16 protein-coding genes are annotated in these 20256 nt (G+C 40.3%); 4 read left to right on the top strand and 12 right to left on the bottom strand.

The window, feature by feature from the left end; all coding sequences use genetic code 11:
* Positions 1-38: 38 nt before the first annotated feature.
* From A9970_RS11555 to A9970_RS11545, 3 genes are all read left to right on the top strand, one after another.
* A complete protein-coding gene (locus A9970_RS11555) occupies positions 39-410 on the top strand; it encodes a PadR family transcriptional regulator (protein ID WP_046673104.1) in 372 nt (123 codons plus the stop codon).
* Entirely contained in the window at positions 403-2073 is a 1671-nt protein-coding gene (locus tag A9970_RS11550; protein WP_182982365.1) for a PspC domain-containing protein, read from the top strand. The genes A9970_RS11555 and A9970_RS11550 overlap by 8 nt, the downstream gene beginning before the upstream one ends.
* 138 nt (positions 2074-2211) lie before the next feature.
* Entirely contained in the window at positions 2212-4620 is a 2409-nt protein-coding gene (locus tag A9970_RS11545; protein ID WP_182982364.1) for a TonB-dependent receptor domain-containing protein, read from the top strand.
* Positions 4621-4680: 60 nt separating this feature from the next.
* On the opposite strand, the gene A9970_RS11540 is transcribed toward A9970_RS11545, so the two are convergent.
* On the bottom strand, positions 4681-5691 hold the full coding sequence (locus A9970_RS11540; protein ID WP_182982363.1) for a LacI family DNA-binding transcriptional regulator: 1011 nt from the start codon (positions 5689-5691) through the stop codon (positions 4681-4683).
* A gap of 488 nt (positions 5692-6179) precedes the next feature.
* Between A9970_RS11540 and A9970_RS11535 the strand changes: the two genes are divergently transcribed.
* On the top strand, positions 6180-6947 hold the full coding sequence (locus tag A9970_RS11535) for a rhamnogalacturonan acetylesterase (protein WP_182982362.1): 768 nt from the start codon (positions 6180-6182) through the stop codon (positions 6945-6947).
* A gap of 182 nt (positions 6948-7129) precedes the next feature.
* Here the strand turns inward: A9970_RS11535 and A9970_RS11530 are convergent, their stop codons facing one another.
* The 11 genes from A9970_RS11530 to A9970_RS11480 form a co-directional block, all read right to left on the bottom strand.
* Positions 7130-8749, bottom strand: coding sequence for an NADP-dependent glyceraldehyde-3-phosphate dehydrogenase (locus A9970_RS11530; RefSeq protein WP_153844472.1), 1620 nt, complete (start codon positions 8747-8749; stop codon positions 7130-7132).
* A 71-nt stretch (positions 8750-8820) separates the two neighbouring features.
* Positions 8821-10263: an MFS transporter gene (locus tag A9970_RS11525; protein ID WP_159727543.1), complete on the bottom strand. Its 1443-nt coding sequence runs from the start codon at positions 10261-10263 to the stop codon at positions 8821-8823.
* Positions 10264-10363: 100 nt separating this feature from the next.
* Positions 10364-11008 (bottom strand): bifunctional 4-hydroxy-2-oxoglutarate aldolase/2-dehydro-3-deoxy-phosphogluconate aldolase, encoded by a 645-nt coding sequence (locus tag A9970_RS11520; protein ID WP_153844470.1) that lies wholly within the window; start codon positions 11006-11008, stop codon positions 10364-10366.
* A complete protein-coding gene (locus A9970_RS11515) occupies positions 11005-12030 on the bottom strand; it encodes a sugar kinase (RefSeq protein ID WP_227550070.1) in 1026 nt (341 codons plus the stop codon). The genes A9970_RS11520 and A9970_RS11515 overlap by 4 nt, the downstream gene beginning before the upstream one ends.
* Positions 12031-12035: 5 nt before the next feature.
* Positions 12036-13436: a glucuronate isomerase gene (uxaC, locus tag A9970_RS11510; protein WP_153844468.1), complete on the bottom strand. Its 1401-nt coding sequence runs from the start codon at positions 13434-13436 to the stop codon at positions 12036-12038.
* A gap of 14 nt (positions 13437-13450) precedes the next feature.
* Complete coding sequence (locus A9970_RS11505; RefSeq protein ID WP_159727539.1) at positions 13451-15097, bottom strand: UxaA family hydrolase; 1647 nt, start codon at positions 15095-15097, stop codon at positions 13451-13453.
* Between the two features lie 8 nt (positions 15098-15105).
* Entirely contained in the window at positions 15106-16626 is a 1521-nt protein-coding gene (locus A9970_RS11500; protein ID WP_182982361.1) for a tagaturonate reductase, read from the bottom strand.
* 12 nt (positions 16627-16638) lie between these two features.
* On the bottom strand, positions 16639-16764 hold the full coding sequence (locus A9970_RS11495; RefSeq protein ID WP_259256301.1) for a pectate lyase: 126 nt from the start codon (positions 16762-16764) through the stop codon (positions 16639-16641).
* A 181-nt stretch (positions 16765-16945) separates the two neighbouring features.
* Positions 16946-18862: a glycoside hydrolase family 88 protein gene (locus A9970_RS11490; RefSeq protein WP_182982360.1), complete on the bottom strand. Its 1917-nt coding sequence runs from the start codon at positions 18860-18862 to the stop codon at positions 16946-16948.
* 7 nt (positions 18863-18869) lie between these two features.
* Positions 18870-19331 carry a hypothetical protein gene (locus tag A9970_RS11485; protein WP_182982359.1) on the bottom strand — a complete coding sequence of 154 codons (462 nt, stop codon included), beginning with the start codon at positions 19329-19331 and terminating at the stop codon, positions 18870-18872.
* A 101-nt stretch (positions 19332-19432) separates the two neighbouring features.
* Complete coding sequence (locus A9970_RS11480; protein ID WP_182982358.1) at positions 19433-20080, bottom strand: pectinesterase family protein; 648 nt, start codon at positions 20078-20080, stop codon at positions 19433-19435.
* Positions 20081-20256: the final 176 nt, after the last annotated feature.

The following is a 20256-nucleotide window of genomic DNA, read 5'->3' as shown; positions in this document are numbered from 1 at the left end:
TGCATGGTACCATAAAATACATATATCTTTGTATTGTTATGATAGCTGAAAATACACAAATCCAAATGAGGAAGGGGATACTTGAATATTGTATCCTATCCATAATTTCTCGAGGAGAAATTTATGCCTCCGATATTATCAGCGAACTGAAGAAAGCTCAATTATTGGTTGTGGAAGGAACCTTATATCCGCTTTTAACACGTCTAAAAAACAATGGCCTGTTAAGCTATATATGGAAGGAGTCGACTTCAGGTCCGCCTAGAAAATATTATGAAATTACCCAAGAAGGGTTAGAAGTCCTTTCGCGACTAGATGTTACCTGGAATGAGCTCGTGTTTGCTGTAAACACGTCATTGGTGGGTAGAAACAATGATTCAACTAAACCAGTTAAAGACAATAACGATGAATAAGACAATAATTATCAACATAAATAGTATCGTCTTCCATATTGAAGAGGATGCTTATGAGGTGCTTCGCTCCTACATGATTGATATAAAGAAGCACTTTGGGCAATCGGAAGATAGTCGGGAGATTTTAGAGGACATTGAAAATCGTATTTCTGAAATGTTTACCGAAAAGATTCAGGCGGGCAGCAAAGAAGTTCTGAATATGGACGATGTTAATGCTGTGATAGAGCAAATGGGGAGTGTAAGTGATTTTGAATCTGAGGATCAGGATGGTTATGCATCTTTTCAGCGCCAGCCAAATGCAGACGGCTTTAAAGTAGGGAAGAAGCTGATGCGTGACCCTGATGACAAAGTTTTCAGTGGAGTATGTAGTGGACTGGGACATTTTTTTGGCATTGAGGCCAAATGGGTGCGCTTACTCTTTGCTTTATTTGTTGTGATCGGTGGATCGGGCGTATTGGTCTATGTCATCCTGTGGATCGTCATGCCGCTCGCTGTAACTCGTGCAGATAAGATGGAAATGCGTGGGGAGGCACCGAATATTCAGAACTTCAAACGTTCGTTCGACGAAGAAATGAGCGGGGTGAGGGATTCATTTTCGAGGGGAATGGATCGTACAGGCGATAGTGTTGCTAAATTATTGCAGGTCTTTGTGAAAGTCATCGGCGTATTCTTTGTTATTATCGTTGGGTTGACGCTCATCGGGTTGATTATTGGACTTATTTTCTTTGCACTGGCTATTGTGAACGTAATTCCTGACGTCATGGACGATTCTGGTCCTTTTTATCTCATGAATCCGAGTGACGTACCTTTTGCTTTGATAGCGGGTTTCTTGGCCATTTTTATCCCTTTTGCTGGATTGTTCTATTTGCTTCTCCGCGTTCTCTTCGAGAAAAAACCAATGAACAATTATTTGACAACCACCTTATTTTTAGTCTGGTTGGCGTCGATAGGCGCAATTATCTACTACGCTACATCGGTAGCAAAGGAATTCAAAGAGTCTAGTACAATTGTTGAAGAGAAACCGCTGCAAAAACAAGCTGCTTATTACTTAAATGAAAATGATATTCGGGTAATCCGTTTAAAAAATGGCGTAAAAAGCGGTTTGGGTATAAAAAACGAAAACCTCTCTACTTACCTGAGACGTAATATTCGTATCCGTGTCGAACGTATCGATTCTCTACAGGAACCTTATGTACGTTATGAGTATTCGGCTAAAGGAAATTCCTATAAAGTTGCAACAGACAGAGCAGGTAAAATTAATTATGCGTTGAGACAAGATAGTACGTCATTAACATTTGACAATGCGTTCCAGTTGAATGAAGGTGAACTCTATCGGGATCAAGAGGTCAATATTACCTTGTTTCTCCCAGTAGGCACCAAATTGACCATCAATGATAATCTTAGAGATAAATTAAGGGATATTTCATTCTACGAATGTCGGGATCGTTATCGGGAAGATCTAGCGGATGTAAAAGATGTTGAGTTTGTGGTCACTTCACTCGGGTTGAAATGTGCCTTACCGCCCAAAAAGTCAGATGACAGTGACGAAACAGATGCTGAGGGCAATGAAGTAATCGCAACTGATACGTCTGTTGTCATTCGTCGGGATACCATTATTAATGTCAAAAAAGATGGTGTTACCATAGAGACAAAAAAGAAATAACATAAACCAAGTCTTCCACCTTCAGGTGGAAGACAAATTATTGAAGCTGTAACCAATCGAAAATCACTACTGAACCTCGTGTGATAAGCCTATTTAGTGCCATTAAAAGTAAATGCTATTACACCTATTTATAAACGAATGAAAAGATATTTTTACCTCTTACTCTTAAATTTTTTAATTGCTTCCTTTGCCTATGCACAAGTGAAAGTTACAGGCAATGTACGGGTGGAAAATAATGTGCCTTTGGCTTCTGCAACTGCTTATCTGATGAAGGCAAAGACAACTGTTATTTTGAAAGCAGTTGTTACAGATGAAAATGGAGAATACCAATTTTCGGATATCCAAGCTGGAAGTTATTATGTCGACGTCAAAATGGTTGGGTATACTGCCAATAAGAGCAGCGTTTTTGATATCAGTAAATCAGATTACAAGCTCCCAACGATCCTGCTGAACACGGACACACGAAAATTGCAGGAGGTCGCCGTAGAGGGTAAGCGGCCGATGGTTGAAAGCAAGCCTGGTAAACTGGTTTTAAATGTCGAAAACTCTCCCTTGGCCGCAGGGAATAATGCCTTAGATATTGTACAGCGCGCCCCTGGAGTGAGTTTAGATAACAATAATAACCTACAGTTGATGGGTCAATCTGGTGTATCAGTGACCATCGATGGTCGACAGACCTATATGTCGGGTGAACAGTTGGTGAATTTTTTGAAAAGTACGGATGGTAACCAGATTAAGTCCGTCGAAGTTATCACCACCCGGGCAGCAAAAGATGACGCTGAGGGGGCTGTGGGGACTATAAATATTGTCCTCAAGAAAAATCGGATGGAAGGATTTAACGGAACCTTTAACATGACGGCAGGGCGGGGAGAAAAATTCAGAGGGAATAGCTCCTTATCCTTAAATTATAAAAAGAATAATACGACAGTATTTGGATCGTATGCATATTCGAATGAGAAAAGCCACCGGAAGCTCCTGCTTGATCGTGTTATTCAAAATAAAGGGGAAAAGACCTATTTTAAACAAAGGTCGATATTGGATGAAAAGGAACAGAATCATTCCTATCGTTTCGGTGTTGAGCAAAGGACATCAGCCAGAAATACGTTAACCGTGCAGTTTAATGGTTCGAATAATATCGAATACAATGATAACGATAGTAAGACCAATGTAGGAAAGTCTTTTACAACATTGGATTCGCTTTTGATTTCGACATCGCAATTCAAAGAGTTATTTGATCGGTACTCTGCTAATTTAAACAATGAGTTTAGAATTGATTCTAATGGCAGAAAACTTACCGTTGATCTGGATTGGAGTAAATTCAAAAGCAGCAAACGGGTAGGGTATAATAACCAATATTTTGATGGTCAGATGGATGCGATTACTCCCGAGGAGATCCAACGTAGTAGAATGCCCATCGGAATCGATATCTATGTCGCCAAATTGGATTATGAACAACCGCTGTCTAAGGTTTCCAAGCTTGAGATGGGGGCTAAATATTCTAATGTTACGTCGGATAACGACTTAACCTTTGAAGATTTTTTGAACAATTCTTGGATTAATAATGAAAAACGTACGAATCATTTTGTGTATAAGGAGCAGATTGCCGCTGGATATATAGACTATAATAATACGATAGGAAAATGGGGGCTGAAGGTCGGTGCGAGAGGAGAATATACGTTTTCTGATGGAAACTCATTGACCTTAAATAAGCAGGTGAAGCGGAACTACTTTAAACTTTTTCCGAATGCAAATCTGACATATACCCTCGATGAGAATCATATTCTTTCCTTAGGTTATGCAAGGAAAATCACCCGTCCCAATTACCGACAGTTGAATCCTTTTGATTATTTCATTGATAAACTAACCTTCGAACGTGGCAACCCTTATCTGAATCCGCAATTCTCCAATGAATTCACCCTAAATTATACGTTGATGCAACGTTACAATGTGACATTGGGAATTAACGATGTACGGGATGCGATTGTAGAGAGTATGGGGCAAGATTCAGTACTGAAACAAACTTGGGTTATACGTGAAAATTTAGGTAAAAATTTGACTGCTTATCTGAATCTGAACATCCCTATAACGGTATCCAAGATTTGGAGCATGAATAACAATATTACAGGCATCCATTTTAACTTTGATGGCATGGTGGGTGGTCATCCGCTGAAAAGGAAGTCATTTCTTTTGCAGGCTACATCGATGCACAATTTAAAATTGGCGAAAAGTCTGTCGGCTAATGTCAATTTGAGGTATTTCTCTCCTTTCAAATATAATGTATACGATATGAAGGCCCGCTGGGATATGGAGCTTGGAGCGACAAAGACATTTAAAGATCAACGTAGTTCTTTGAAACTGGCGGTGAGCGATTTGTTTAATACAGGGAATCAGAATCTGAAAACCAATTTCGGCGATTTCGACTCCAGTATCAGGCAATACCAAGATCGTCGTGTGGTTCGATTGACCTATTCGTATAAATTCGGAAATTTAAAAAATAACTATCGTAAGAAAGATACAAGTAACGAGGAGAAGGAAAGAGCGCAATAGCTACGCACTATTATGTCGTTTCAAAAAGCCGTAGGAAAATTTTTTCTTACGGCTTTTTATTTAGTCATTGAAGACTAACTCAGTAGGTAATACACGCGTTTCAAATTCTGTAATCGGATATTTGGCTTCTATTAATTTGATAAGAAGTTCCGTAGCGATTTTCCCCATTTCGAAAGCAGGTTGTCTTATGGCAGTTACTTTAGATGAGAATAGTTCGACAACATTAGAGTTTGTAAATCCAGCGATAGCAATATCGTTACAGGCTTCAAAATTTCTTTTTTTCATGACATGGAGATATCCTGTCGTTAACTTATCGCCAGAAATAAAAATAGCATCAAAACCAATGCGGATAAGCTCTTCAATTGCATTTTCGATTTCTTCCAAATGTAGCCCCCCATATTGGCAGTATTTAACCAGATCTGGATCGAAATCAATATGATTAGCCATCAGTGCCTTTTTGTACCCCATTAGTCGGTCCTTTGTTATGGACAATGATTTAGAGTTTGTAAGATGTGCAATTTTCTTATTTCCAAGTTTTATGAGGTGCTGGGTGGCATCATAGGCTCCTTGCTGATTGTTTACGATGACTTTGTATGTGTCGAACTGTTGTGGGATCCGATCAAAAAATACAATTGGAAATCCACGTTCTTTTAATTGGTAGAGATAAGAAATGTCCTCGGTTTCAGAGGATAAGGCTATCAATAACCCATCTATGCCTCTGGATGTTAGATACTCAACATTCAGCCTTTCCCTTTCTGAAGACTCATGTGTCTGTGAAATAATGATATGAAAGTTCTTGTCATAGGCAATAGATTCGACACCGTTTATGACTTGGGAGAAAAAATTATTGGCTATTTCACTGACAATGATACCAAGAGAGTGGCTTCGACGTTCCTTTAAACTCCTTGCAATGGGATTAGCGCGATAATTGATCTTTTCGGCATACTCCAACACAATCTTTTTTGTTTCAGGACTTATTTCATAGCTATCTCTTAGTGCTCTGGAGATTGTGGACGTTGATAAGTTAAGTGCTTTAGCAATATCTTTGATTGTATAGTTTTCGAATCTCATAATTGGCAAAATAGAACATAATATTAATTAAAAAAAATTACAAAACCTAATAGGCTCCCCTATGCAAACGTTGCCGGCAACGTTTGCGTAACTTTAGTCCTGATACTTGCACCAACAAGTGAAATATACTTTGTAAACTTGGTTATATGATGATTGGTTAAATTCCTCTGCATTTCCAGCGAGGGTGATTTAATCATTCGAATTGAATACCTAAAAATATGAGTAAAGCCTTAGTCGTATCTACTGCTATTTGTGCTTCTTTATCCACATTAAATGTGCATGTTCAAACCCAAAAAGTCCAAGTAACTGTCGTTGATAGCGATCAAAAGGAATTAATGGGGGAGTGTCACTGTGACAGGAGCAGGAGTGATTTTTAATGCTCCCGTTTGTTCTCCTCTATAAGCAGGGTAGGTTTAATAGGATTTTAAGTAAAATGAATACAACTCGCCTTCTGGATGTTGAAGGCAGGTGTTTTTTAGATATACCCAATGAAGAAAATCGGTACACTTATTTCGGGCTTTGTGATGGTAATTTTTCTCCTCGCTTTACAGCAGGAACAAACCCTCACAATTTATATAATTGGCGACTCAACAGCTGCAAATAAAGATAAGCGCACCTTTCCTGAAACTGGTTGGGGAATGGCTTTTGCAAAGATGTTTAATCAACAAGTGAGGATCGATAATCGTGCATTAAATGGCCGCAGTTCTAAATCCTTTAAACAAGATTCGGGCAAGGACGGGAGTACTATTAATCATTGGGAACCTATTTTTGAAAACCTCCGTCGCGGAGATTATGTTTTTATCCAGTTTGGACATAATGACGAAAAAGTCGATAAACCCAATGTGGGAACTTCGTTGGGAGAGTTTGAACAGAATTTAACTTTCTATATCAATCAGACAAAGGAGAAAGGGGGGATTCCAATTCTTTTGACACCGATAGCGCGACGTAAATTTGAAAATGGTGTTCTCATCAAAACCCATGGGCAGTATCCGGCTGTTATCCGCAAGATTGCTCGAAATATGCAAATACCTTGTATTGACATGGAAGATCAGACAACAGTACTTGTCAGGTCTTACGGAGAAGATGGAAGTAAGAAATTGTTTTTACATGTAGACAGTGGCGATATGAATTATCCACAGGGAAAGAAAGATGATACCCATTTGAATACCTTTGGTGCCAATGAAGTGGCAAAGCTGGTTGCCAAAGGGATTTGTGAATTGCAGTTACCTATTCAAAAAAATCTGATGTTGAAATAACTTTAGGATGCTATAAAATCAGAAAGAAGCATACACCTAAAACAATTTGATTGACAGAGGAAGGGCTGTCGTAAAAAGGATGGAGTTGATCTGAAAATGTACTTGGAAAATTTCTGAAAAAATGGATTTAAAAACAAGCGACACCGAAATGATCGATGTCGCTTGTTCATATCAGCCGTATACTAGAAAATGTATTTCGTGCTTAAGAAATTTGATTCATTTTCACTCACGATTTCGTTTAACAATTTCTTGTTTTCCTCGGTGAACTTTGTGGCCACTAGAGAACGTATGGAGAATGAGCGCAAAGCATCAACTACTGACAACGTTCCTTCAGCACTGTCCTTTCTACCTGTGAAAGGGAAAGTATCCGGACCGCGTTGGCATTGACAATTGATGTTTACACGGCTAACTTGATTGACAAGTGGATCAATAAGCGATGAAACAACAGCTGCGTTATTACTAAAAATACTTACTTGTTGTCCGTGTGAAGATCCGATTAAGTACTCGATAGGTTCTTCAAGGTCGTCAAAAGGAACAACAGGGATAACTGGGCCAAATTGTTCCTCTCTATAAAGTTTCATCTGTGAATTGACAGGGTAAACAATTGCCGGATAGAAGAACGATTCTGCAACTTGACCACCATTTTCATTGACTACTTTTGCACCATATGCTTTTGCATCTTCAATGCATTCAGTTAAATAAGCTGGTTTATTGACTTCTGGAAGCGGAGTCAAAGATACCCCCTTTTCCCAAGGCATTCCATATTTCAATTTTGCGACTTCAGCAGAGAGACGTTTTAGGAACTCCTGTGCTAAGCTGCGATGTACATAGATAATTTTTAATGCTGTACAACGCTGGCCATTGAAAGAGAGTGAACCCAGTACGGTTTCAGAAACCGCGAGATTCAAATCTGCATCTTTTGTAATAATTGCTGCGTTTTTTGCGTCCAAGCCAAGAATAGCGCGAAGGCGATTCACTTTTGGATGCAATTTTTTAAGTTCATCAGCAACACGGCTTGAACCGATTAACGTCAAGACATTGATCTTTCCCGATTGCATTAGGCTAGGGACAATCTTGTTGCCACGGCCATAGATTGTATTGACAACACCTTTTGGGAAACTCGTTCTGAAAGCTTCTAATAAAGGATAATGTAATAACGTACCATGTTTAGGTGGTTTGAATAACATGGTATTTCCCATGATCAATGCTGGAATCAAAGTCGTGAATGTCTCATTCAATGGATAATTAAATGGGCCCATACAAAGGACGACGCCTAATGGAGATCTTCTGATTTGGGCAACGATACCTTGTTCGATTTGAAAACGCGAAGAATCGCGGTCTATATCTTTCAATGCATCGATCGTTGCATAGATGTATTCCACTGTGCGATCAAACTCTTTTACTGAGTCTGCATAGGATTTGCCAATTTCCCACATAATAAGCTTGACAACAATGTCCTTTTTGGCAATCATCTTTTGCGTGAAATTTTCAACACAAGTAATACGATCGGCAACGCTCATTGTCGGCCATTCTCCACGGCCATTGTCGTATGCTTTTACAGCAGCGTCTAAGGCTTCCATGGACTCTTTTTCAGTACAAACAGGGAAACTACCGATGCGCTTACGTTTCAAGCCATCCTTAGTCTTCACACAAATAGGTGAAAAAACTTCGTTTACTTGACCCGTCCAAGAAATCATTTCTCCATTGGAAAGGAACTCTCTTTGATCGACCTGTTCGTCGAGCGTAAATTCTGCGGGAATGTCTTTCTCCTCGTAGAAGATACCTTCTAAGTTTAAGCTCATTGTTTTAAAAAATGGTTTAGATTGATATTTATAAAGATATTGCTAATGTAATATAAATTTCGCAATATATGTTAATTTTTTATTAAAATAAGTTTAGGAACTAGGGTTTTCATTATCACCCATGCAATTAAATATGCGATCGCACAGAAAGAGAAGATAATAAAATATCCAGCTTCTTCGCCTTTGAATCCCATAAAAGTCATTTGTGTTTCTTTTGCATAATCAAATAACCATCCTGACGTCTTGTTGATAATAAAGGCTCCAATACCTCCTGCAAGCCCTCCAATCCCTGTAACAGTTGCAATGGAGCGTTTTGGGAATGAGTCTCCAATGGTCGAAAAGATATTGGCGGACCAGGACTGATGTGCGGCTCCGGCGAAACCGATCAGAATGACAGGTATCCAATAGGAGAGATGCCCCAAGGGCTGAGCGAAAAGAACAACCAATGGTACAAAAGCAAATAACAGCATGGCTTTCATGCGGCCTTCATAGGCATTCATACCCTTTTTCTCCACAAAGTAGGTCGGTAGCCATCCACCATAAATAGATAACATAGTAATTGCATAGAGCACAAAAATTGCGAGCTGCCCTTCTGTATCCGATGATTTTATGTCGTAGACGGCAGAAAGATAAGCTGGCATCCAGAACAAGAAAAACCACCAGACTCCGTCGGTCATAAATTTTCCAAAGGCGAATGCCCAGGTTTGCTTATATTTTAAGCATTCAGATATGGTTGTTCTTGGAAGTTTCGTATCGACCGTATGTGCGGACTGCTGTTCATGGTCATCTTGATTGATATATGCCAATTCTGCCGCATTGACTTTTGGATTTTCATGTGGCTTTTTATAGAGAAAAATCCAGAAACCCATCCAAACGAAGCCTAATGCACCTATGATGATGAAAGACATTTCCCAACCCCAATGTGCGGCGATTACAGGAATGGTCAAGGGTGCAGCCAGGGCACCAATAGTTGCGCCCGAGTTGAAGATACTTGTTGAGAGCGCCCGGTCTTTTTTTGGAAAATATTCGGCTGTGGCTTTGATCGCGGCAGGAAAATTCCCCGCCTCTCCAACAGCGAGAACAAAGCGGGCAAAGATAAATAGGTTGACACTAACGCTAATGATTAAGCCGGCATTATTCACATGAGAAATTGCCTCTTTTGCGCCTTCGAAACCGACGAACCATTCGCCGGCAACAATTCCTGAGGTCGCTATACCACAGAAAGCATGTAATATGGCACCAATTGACCAGATTCCAATTGCCCATAGAAAACCTTTTTTTGTGTCCATCCAATCCACAAAGCGACCTGCAAATAGCATACTAATGGCGTAAAAGATCGAAAATAGTGCTGTAATATTACCATAGTCTGTATTTGTCCAATGAAACTCAGGACTAATAAAATCTTTCCAGGTCAAGGACAGCACCTGCCGATCCAGGTAATTGATTGTGGTAGCAAAAAATAGTAGAGAGCATATCACCCAACGGTAATTACTCTTTTTCTCCGTGTTAATCATAATGGGTTTAATAGTTTATTTTTTTAGTGTACGTGTCTGTTTCCTGCTGTCAAAAAGTGCCCCTCAGCATGACTTTTTTGAAGTCACTATATGAAGACGTTTATCGTGCTTTTGAGACAAATTCAAGTGCTTTTTTAGTGTTTTCGAATAAATTGCTTGTGTCTTTGGGGTCAATTAACTTGCTGCCCATGCCTACTGCGCAAACCCCGGATTTGAACCAGGCTTTTAAATTCTCCATTTCGATTTCTACGCCCCCCGTCGGCATAAATTTCTGTCCTTTAAAGAGATCTCTTATCGACGACATAAATGCCGGCCCCAGAATATTTGCAGGAAATAATTTTATAAGCGCCGCTTGCTGCTGTTGCGCAGTATAGATTTCTGTCGGTGTCATACATCCTGGAATCCACAACTTATGCTGCTCATGCACAAGAGAGCCAACTAAGGGGTTTACAATGGGAGAAACAATAAAATCTGCACCAATTTGCAGAAATTGTTGCGCTTCTTCAACCGATTTGATGGTGCCAATACCTAAATAGAGATCTTGCATGTCTAAATTCCTTGCGGCAATCAAACTTTCAAACACTGCCAATGCTTCTGGGCCGCGGTTTGTAAATTCAAAGACACGTATGCCTGCCTGATATAAAGTTCGCAGGATAGTTATGCTTTCGGCCTTATCGTGATGAAAAAACAAAGGAAGTGTCCCCTGCTCTATAATTTTATCTAATACAATTTCTTTCAAATTCATGCTATCATTCTTTTTTTTATGTCTTCCACTGTACTTGTTGTTGCGTCGCTCGCGATGAATAGTTTATCGAATGCTGCGAGCGTTGCAAACGCTAGGGTTTCTTTTGGAGAAAGGTTGGAATACAACCCATAAATCAGGCCTGCCATAAAGCAATCTCCACTACCTACTTTGTCCAAAATTTCTTCGGCAGTATATTCCGTTGATTTAATCAGGCTGTCTTTGTCAAACAGTGTGGTATAATACTTGATTCCCTTGGTTTTATAGTCAAAACGAAAAGTGTTGGCCACATACTGACAAATCGGATTCGCTGATATAATTTCCTTGCTTGTACGATCTGCTTGTGCCAATAGATCTTCTTCCTGATATCCGGAAGAAGAAGTTAAGAATTGTTCCTCTAGCTGGGTTCCGAGCATCTGATGAGCAGCCCATATATTGCCCATAATTAAATTGCAATATTGGGCAATTTCGGGCATAATCTCTTTTGGGGCCTTTCCATATTTCCAGAGTTTAGCACGGTAATTAAGGTCCAAGGATACAAAGATTGATTTCTCTTGTGCTTTTTTTACGGCCTCCAGGCATAGGTCTGCAATATCTTGACTAATTGCAGGACAGATGGCTGAAAAATGAAACCACTTAACATCGGCAAAGACCTCTTCCCAGTCAATGCTACCTACTTTGAGGTTTGCAAAGGAGGAGTTCGCACGATCATAAATGACACCTGCATTTTTTAGATCTTTTCCTTTTGGCAGATAGTAAATACCCAACCTCTCGCCAGTCCACTGCATCGCTGATGTGTCTATACTTCTGCGTTGAAGGTAACTATCAATACCTTCACAGATGGCATTTTGAGGAATTGCAGATAAGTAGGATGATGGTACATTCCACAACGCTAAGGCTGTGGCTACATTCAGCTCGGCACCGCCGACGTAAAAAGGCAACTGATGTTGTTCAATCCAATCTTGTTCGATGTCGGGGCAGATCCGCAACAACAATTCTCCAAAGCTTAAAACTTTACCCTGCATGTTCATTAAAATTCAAAATATTCTTTCGCGTTATTATAGCTGATATCTGTTATGATTTTCCCTACCCATTCGATATCATGTGGTATCTCTCCCTTTTCAATGTCCTGTCCGAAGATGTCGCACAACAATCTTCTGAAATATTCATGCCTTGGAAATGAAAGGAAGCTTCTAGAATCTGTCAACATACCGACGAGACGGCTCAATAAACCCATATTTGACAGCGTGTTGATTTGTTTTGTCATTCCGTCTTTTTGGTCTAGAAACCACCAAGCCGAGCCAAACTGAATTTTTCCCTTAATTGATCCATCATTGAAATTCCCGATCATGGTTGCAATAAGTTCATTATCGGCAGGATTGAGATTATACAAGATGGTCTTGGTTAGCTTATCTTGATTGTCTAATTTATTCAAAAATTTTGACAATGCACGTGCCTGACTAAAATCTCCGATCGAATCCCAACCGGTATCAGGTCCGATCAAACGATGCATACGGGCATTGTTGTTGCGCAATGCTCCTAAGTGATATTGTTGAACCCAGCCTTTTTCATGGTCCCATTCTGCAAAATAAATCAACATCGCAGATTTGAATTTCAGGTTTTCGGTTGGGGAGATTTCCTTTTTTGTACGAATCTTCTCAAAGATCGTCACAATTTCCTGTTCGGTATAATCTTCGGCATAGATTTGTTCCAGGCCGTGATCCGATACTTTACATCCGTTGGCAGCAAAGAAATCATGTCTTGTTTTTAACGCGTTTAAGTAATCCCCAAGGCTATTGATTTGAATGTCGCTGACTGCTTCCAGTTTATCGATATATTGATTTAATGCAATAATATCATCGGAGTTCATCGCTTTATCCGGACGAAAGGCGGGAAGCATCTTGAACGATTCTTTTTCCTTTGCAAATTGTTGGTGAAACTCGAGGCTGTCGATAGGATCGTCAGTGGTACAAACCACTTCAACCTTCATCATTTTCAGTAACCCGCGGACGGAATGGCTGTCTTGTTGTAACAAAGCGCCTGTATCGGCATATATCTTGGCAGCCGTCTTTGGTGACAACAAATCTGTGATGCCAAAATAGCGCTGTAACTCGAGGTGTGTCCAGTGATGTAACGGGTTGCGAAGCGTATAAGGTACAGTTTCTGCCCACTTGATAAATTTTTCCTCATCGGAAGCATCGCCAGTGATATAACGTTCATTGACTCCATTGGCCCGCATGGCCCGCCATTTGTAATGATCGCCATGTAACCACACTTGACTAATATTGTCAAATTTTACATTATTAGCGATTTGTTCAGGAATCAAGTGATTATGATAATCAATGATCGGCAAATGCTTTGAATAGCTGTGATATAGCTGTTCTGCTGTTTTTGTGTTTAATAAAAAGTTGTCGTCTAAAAAAGCTTTCATACAATATCCTATTTTTATAAACTCACACCTCTTTTCCAAGGTATAAAGTCGTCTTGATTTAATTGGACAGCCTTAGGTGTTATTTCACCACTAGCTGCTTTGATACAATATTCTAAAATGTCTTCACCCATGGTTTGGATCGATTTCTCACCGTCTATAATAGGACCGGTATTGATATCGATAATGTCGGCCATTTTGGTTGCCAGTATATTATTTGTTGCAACTTTGATGACCGGGCATATTGGATTTCCGGTAGGCGTACCCAGGCCAGTTGTAAACAGAATTAGTGTTGCACCAGCGGCTGCTTTTCCAGTTGTTGCCTCAACATCGTTTCCGGGGGTACAGACCAAATTAAGACCGGGCTTTGTTGCTTCCTCAGTATAATCCAAGACATCTACAACAGGCGAAGTACCACCTTTTTTCGCGGCACCATTACTTTTTATAGCATCCGTGATAAGTCCATCGCGGATATTTCCTGGAGATGGATTCATATAAAAACCCGAACCAACAGCCTCGGCAGCATTGCTATAAGCGGTCATCAGATCGATGAATTTATTGGCAGCCTTTGGATCGATGGTACGGTCTATTAGATTCTGCTCGGCACCACATAATTCTGGAAATTCGGCCAACAGTACCTTTCCGCCAAGAGCAACTAAAAGGTCGGCAGTATAACCGACTGCGGGATTGGCAGAAATACCGCTGAACCCATCGCTACCACCGCATTTTACACCTAAGGTTAATTTGCTCAATGGTACCGGCTGTCTTCCAAGTTTATTAATTTCTGTCAGGCCCATAAAAGTTTGTAGTATCGCCTCTTTCAGTAATTGTTCCTCACTTTTGGATTGCTGCTGTTCAAATAAGTACAGTGGTTTGTCAAAATCCGGATTACGCAACTTGATATCGTTGACTAGATCGTTCAGCTGTAAATTTTGGCAGCCCAAACTTAATACCGTAATACCTGCGACATTCGGATGGTCGGCATAGGCGGCAAGTAACTTACTCAAGATGGCTGCATCTTGTCGAATTCCGCCACAACCACCCTGATGATTCAAAAATTTAATGCCGTCCACGTTTTTGAATATGCGATCCGATTGCTGCGTAATTGTGTTTAGCTGCCCGAGGGAGGTCATATCCAGTGTTTCTCCCTTTTCATAGGCTTTTAACAGCTGATGGGTGAAGTTCTTGTATTTTCCAGAGACTGAATAACCAAGCTCATTGTATAATGCCTCTTTGATAACATCAAGATTTCGGTTTTCGCAGAAAACGGTTGGGATAAATAACCAGTAATTTGCGGTGCCTACACGACCGTCCGGACGGAGGTAACCATTGAAAGTTCTTCCGTCAAATTTTGAAACGTCAGGCTTTTCCCAGTGATAATGTGAAGACCTGAAATGGTAAGGCTCGGCTGCATGTTTGGTGTTGTCGGTATTCATGATGCTTCCCTGTGGGATATCAAATTGCGCTTTTCCCACGAGAACCCCATACATATAGATTTCGTCACCAAACTGCATATCCTGCATAAAAAATTTATGCTTGGCAGGAATATCTTCCTGTAGAATATAATGTTTGCCCTCAAACGAAATCGCATCACCTTTTTTGAGATCTTGTAAGGCGACCAAAACATTGTCTTTGGGATGTATCTTTAATACGTTGTTTTTCATCTGTAGCGCTATTTATACTTTTTATTGTCAAGAACTGATGAAATTTCGAGTGCCTTTAATGCCCCTTTTTCAATGATCTGTTGCAATTTCTGGTTGACTGTTTCTTCAAAATGAGGAAACTCCGTTAAATTGATCCCCCATAAATCCGTATCTGAAAGCACGGTATGAACGAGTTTATCTGGATTGCTCCAGGCGGCATGTAATCTCGGTGCCGATTCGTCCTGAAGTACAACCGTCCGTCCATTAATCAATTGCTCATATTGATCACCGTTCAGCTTGGATTTTAATAGATAGAGATAAGCCGCAAATCCAAGTGCGAAGAGTTGAGGAGCTTTATTGTGCGTTGTATACCACTTTCTTAGCAGCGGAATATTGCGCATTGCCATTTTTGAGCTATAATTTAAAGCGATGGATTCCCATTTGTGTTCCAGATGTGGATTGGCAAAGCGGTCGATGACTTTGGATGAGAAATCGTTGATATCGGCAACAGAAATACTGTCGCTTAAAATGGCGGGACCAATTTCATCTTGCATTAAAAGACGTATAAATTGATTGAATGCTGTATTTTGCATGGCCTCCTTTACTGTTTCGAAGCCCGCAAGAAGGGCAAGTGCACAACTTAAGGAATGCGTTCCATTGAGGAGCCTTAATTTGATTTCCTTGTACTTTTCAATTGAAGGAACCAACATGACATTCGGATCTGCCAATGCAAAAGAAAGGCGTTGTTGCACACGTTCAGAATTAGCTTCTATCGCCCATAAGCGAAAGGGCTCAGCCATAATCATCAATTGATCCTCGTAGCCCAATAAAGCGCAGGTTTTCGTGTATTCTGCTAAAGGCAACGCACCGGGGACGATGCGATCGACCAGCGTGTTACAAAAGTCATTGGCGGTATCAAGCCAGTCCATAAACTTTTCTGAGAGTTCGTTCAGCTTAGCTAAGGCTGTGACGATCGATTTCAGTTTAGTTCCATTGTCGGTAATCAGTTCGGTAGGGACGACGGTTAAGCCCTTGTTTTTATCCGCATTGAAGTAAACAAATCTGCGATAGAGAATCGCTAAAAGTTTTCCTGGAAAAGAAGTGGGGGGGGCGTCATTGATCGTGTCTTCACTCATAACAATGCCGACTTCGGTAGTGTTGGAGAAAACAATTTCCAGATCCGGATTTTCAGCACTTTTTAATATTTCGGACCAATCTTGGTTGGCCGCCAATACACGAGAAATCGAATTGTTGATTTCGTAATGTGAAATCTCTTCACCATCTTCTATTCCTTTAATAGATAATGTGTATAGATTGTCCTGCTGTTCGAAAGCATCAGCACCGGCCGAACTTGTTGACTTTACAACGAGGATTCTACCGCAAAACAGTTTTTTTTGATTTGCTTTATGGACAAAATAATCTGGGAGGCCTCTGAGCAATACACCGGTGCCAAATTGAAGAATCTTTTCCGGATAGAGGAAAGAGGATTCTGTCGGCTTGCTGATGAGATCAGAATTGATTGTATGTATAGTATGTTGTGTCAGTAACATCTGAAAGTTTTATTATTGAATTTTGTATTGTTTTTTCCACTTTGGATAGTCCTTTTGGATCAGCTTTTCCGGCCAGTTGCCAAAACAGGCATAGCCATTTCTACGCTCCTCTGAAACCTCCTCAAAGTTGTATTTGATTGTATTGTCCCGATCTCCAAACTTTTGTCTACCAACTGTTTGGGCCAGGCGCCATTTGACAACTGGTACTGAAGCATCTTTTCGGCCATTGAATCTTTAGTGCGCACAGTCTGTCCTGTACAGTAATTATGAAACACTGATACCGCGATGAAACTTAGCATACTTATTTTTCTCATGGTCTCTAGTTGTTGATCTGTTTGAATAACCAGTGTACTAAATCATTCGCTGCAGTAAAGTTCTCATATTCCTTAGGTAGCTTTCTTCCATCGGTATACTCATTATATAACCAGGGGTCTCCAATTGCAAATACGGTACCTTTTCCATATTTTGCCGTAGCAATGATGGTATCACCATGGTCTTGAATCAATGTTTGGGCCGGAGCGTTTACCTGTAATGTTGAAATTTCCTTGATATATATTTTTGCCGTACTCGGAAATACGGCGTTACCTTTTGGAATAGCAATTGCTCCCGTCTGAAAGTCATTTCCTTTCACTCGATTGCGACTATCCTCATTGAATGTGATGCCAAATTTTTGAGCAAGGGTATTGAATCTGCTGATTTCGCAGTTGCCGCTATCATTTAAGAAAAGAACGAGTACACCGCCCTGTTTAACCCATTGCGTAATCTGTTGGGCGTCGGTTTCATTCATAAAATGCGGATGCTCAGTTTCTTTCTCTGTGTCGGGGTCTACGATGATATAGACGTTGGATTTTGAGAGATTCTGTAATGTAGGTGCTGTTCTTAATGTGTTTAATTGACCACCATTTTTTTCAAATACCCTACCCAATAGGGAAAACCCGTTGTTGTCGTCACCATCCCAAAGATAGTGGTAGGGTTTAATTTGCCCCGATGCAGTCTTTTTATATTCGTTGTTGAAATAATTGTCCAATGTGACAGTGCGCCTTTTGTTGCCCTTTTGTTCCTTTGCAAATTCAACTTCGGATGCGGCAAGGATAAAAGCACCGACTCCTTTGGGATCATTGGTAACGACTGGTTCGCTCATATAATACGCAAAGCTGCCATCGCGATAATTTTTTCCTCCCAAACCAGAAACTTGAACAGTCTTTGTGAGATTAACACGGTTTTCTCCAGCAGGGGTGATGAATTGTTGTAGAAGCCCTTGGTAGCCCCGATCCAGATTTTTCTGAAATGAAGCTGGAATATAACCTTTGCGTAGTGATTTTGCCAATGCAAATACAAACATACTTGATGCCGAAGATTCTAGGTAATTTCCTTTTCTTGTCCCCAGATCCACAATGTCATACCAAACGCCGGTTTTGACATCCTGATACTTGACAATTGCGGATAACGTTCTGTTTAAGATTGCAAGGAGTTCTTGTCTTCGTGGATGCTCTTCTGGGAAATAGTCCAATATATCGACAAGCGCCATTACATACCAGCCCATACCCCTAGCCCAAAAGTGTGACGATAAACCTGTTTTGGGGTTTGACCAGCTTTCCTTTCTTGATTCATCCCAGCCATGATACAGCAGACCTGTTTTCTTGTCACGCGCGTTTTTTTCCATGTAGCTAAACTGGTTGGCGATATCGTCAAAAGCAGCAGGAATATCCATTAGGCTTGCATATTCTGCATAAAAAGGTTGTCCCATGTACAAACCATCTAGCCACATTTGGTAAGGATAAATTTTCTTATGCCAAAATCCACCTTCATGTGTGCGAGGGTGCTTTTGAAGCTGTGCATATAATTGGTGGCAGGCCTTTAGATATTTTTCTTTACCGGTTACTTTGTAAAGTGTTAATAGCGCGGTGCCATTTTTGATATTGTCGATATTGAAATCGTATGCATCATAGTTTTTAATCGAATCCGGAATGCTGAGATAAGCATCCATGCGCGATTGCATATAATTAAAATAGGTAGCGTCTGCCGTATTGCGCCACACATCTGTCAGGCCTTCAAAAATAACCCCCATATCGTATGACCATTTTGGAAATTTGTCGGTCCTGTTGAATAATGAATCCGGATAGAGCTGTTCAAGTACAGTTTTAGCCATCTGCTCAGAAAAAGGCTTTTGTTGCCCAAATCCAGAAAATGGAACAAGTGCTGCAAGGTTTAAAAGAATTAAAAATAACTTTCTCATCGCGTTCCTAATTTTTGATCGTTAAGGATTTATCTGTACTTCCCGCTATAAATTGGCTGATCTTCTTGGCAGTCCTTGTGTTGGATTTCGATAAATGGATATTAGATTCAACAAGCTTATATTGATCAAAGTCCTTGGTGAAAAGCAGTACGGCATCTCGTTTGAGGTGCAGGTTTACATTGCTCTGCATTTCAATAGGCCCTGTCAACCAAATTCCGGAAGGGATCCGTACCAGACCGCCGCCATGTTCGCTACACGTATGGATCGTTTGGTTGATTGACGCTGTGTTAAGTAATTGACCGTCACCTTTAGCGCCATAATTGCCGATATTTAACGTGTCTTTCTTAAATTCGACCTGTTGTACGATAGGATGGGCAGGCTCTTGGGCTATACACAGCTGTGGTAGCACGAGCAACAATCCAAGAGCGGATTTCAATGTACGTGAATAGTGCTTTTTAAACGAATTCATTTTTTACATTTTGGTTTAAAAATGGTTATTTGTAAAAGCAATTGTACATTCTTTGTCCCTAACTTGGATGAAAAACTTATGCAATCGTTACCGGTCATTACTTATCGATCAAATGTAAGGTTTGGTACCCAATCCTTGAATACACGTTGGAAATTAAGGCTATCGGCCTCTCTATCTGTTAACAGGCAACTCCATTTGACACGATTTTGTGACATTGAGCCCGCGCCTTTGTTTTTATATTCTGCGAAATAAGCTGTTTTCTCATTTGACTCTTTGCCCCAGTTGTGCCAACCTTTGTCTTCAATAAATTTGGGAAGGTTACAATGCATGAAGATTACTTTGGTATAAGGTCGCCAAGGGCGTCCCAGATTTTCGAAAGAAAGGTTTATGGCCGTAAAATCGTCCCCATAGCAATAAAAACTTGCTGAGCCAGAAGTACCCATTTCCTCACCAAAACGATTTTTCTTTTGCGCATAATCGTCATAACTGATAATCGTTTTAAATTTATCTTCATCGACTAATGTAACAAACTGCTTGCTCCCCGGGAGGATGATTTTTTCGCGATATGTCCCGTTTTTGATATATATTTCCGTTTCCTTTTTTCGAAAATCAGGGACAGCATCAATGGCATCTTGAATTGTTGTGAAATTTCCCGTACCATCTTTTGCCACGACAAAATCATAACTCTTTACTTCCGCAGCAAAAAGAAAAAAAGGAATTAAAAAAAAGGAAAGTATGATCGTTCGCATTCCAAATTGTTTAATTGGTCAATGAAATTACCAATATTAAAGCCTTCCTTAAAGGAAATCCACCAAAATAAATGCGCAAACGTTATCGGTAACGTTTGTGCAAACCGATTGAAAAGACAATTCTAGCATGCTACCATGGCATGAAGCGTGCACTTGTATCTTGAAATATTGCGTGT

This window comes from Sphingobacterium sp. UME9 (assembly GCF_014170215.1).
Classification (GTDB): domain Bacteria; phylum Bacteroidota; class Bacteroidia; order Sphingobacteriales; family Sphingobacteriaceae; genus Sphingobacterium; species Sphingobacterium paramultivorum.
Note: the sequence above shows the minus strand (reverse complement) of the source record. Positions and strands in the feature narration are given on the sequence as shown.

Bases quoted from the DNA above. Each gene is read 5' to 3' on its own strand.
- A9970_RS11555 (WP_046673104.1), top strand. From the start codon at position 39: ATGATAGCTGAAAATACACAAATCCAAATGAGGAAGGGGATACTTGAA.
- A9970_RS11550 (WP_182982365.1), top strand. From the start codon at position 403: ATGAATAAGACAATAATTATCAACATAAATAGTATCGTCTTCCATATT.
- A9970_RS11545 (WP_182982364.1), top strand. From the start codon at position 2,212: ATGAAAAGATATTTTTACCTCTTACTCTTAAATTTTTTAATTGCTTCC.
- A9970_RS11540 (WP_182982363.1), bottom strand. From the start codon at position 5,691: ATGAGATTCGAAAACTATACAATCAAAGATATTGCTAAAGCACTTAAC.
- A9970_RS11535 (WP_182982362.1), top strand. From the start codon at position 6,180: ATGAAGAAAATCGGTACACTTATTTCGGGCTTTGTGATGGTAATTTTT.
- A9970_RS11530 (WP_153844472.1), bottom strand. From the start codon at position 8,749: ATGAGCTTAAACTTAGAAGGTATCTTCTACGAGGAGAAAGACATTCCC.
- A9970_RS11525 (WP_159727543.1), bottom strand. From the start codon at position 10,263: ATGATTAACACGGAGAAAAAGAGTAATTACCGTTGGGTGATATGCTCT.
- A9970_RS11520 (WP_153844470.1), bottom strand. From the start codon at position 11,008: ATGAATTTGAAAGAAATTGTATTAGATAAAATTATAGAGCAGGGGACA.
- A9970_RS11515 (WP_227550070.1), bottom strand. From the start codon at position 12,030: ATGCAGGGTAAAGTTTTAAGCTTTGGAGAATTGTTGTTGCGGATCTGC.
- uxaC (WP_153844468.1), bottom strand. From the start codon at position 13,436: ATGAAAGCTTTTTTAGACGACAACTTTTTATTAAACACAAAAACAGCA.
- A9970_RS11505 (WP_159727539.1), bottom strand. From the start codon at position 15,097: ATGAAAAACAACGTATTAAAGATACATCCCAAAGACAATGTTTTGGTC.
- A9970_RS11500 (WP_182982361.1), bottom strand. From the start codon at position 16,626: ATGTTACTGACACAACATACTATACATACAATCAATTCTGATCTCATC.
- A9970_RS11490 (WP_182982360.1), bottom strand. From the start codon at position 18,862: ATGAGAAAGTTATTTTTAATTCTTTTAAACCTTGCAGCACTTGTTCCA.
- A9970_RS11485 (WP_182982359.1), bottom strand. From the start codon at position 19,331: ATGAATTCGTTTAAAAAGCACTATTCACGTACATTGAAATCCGCTCTT.
- A9970_RS11480 (WP_182982358.1), bottom strand. From the start codon at position 20,080: ATGCGAACGATCATACTTTCCTTTTTTTTAATTCCTTTTTTTCTTTTT.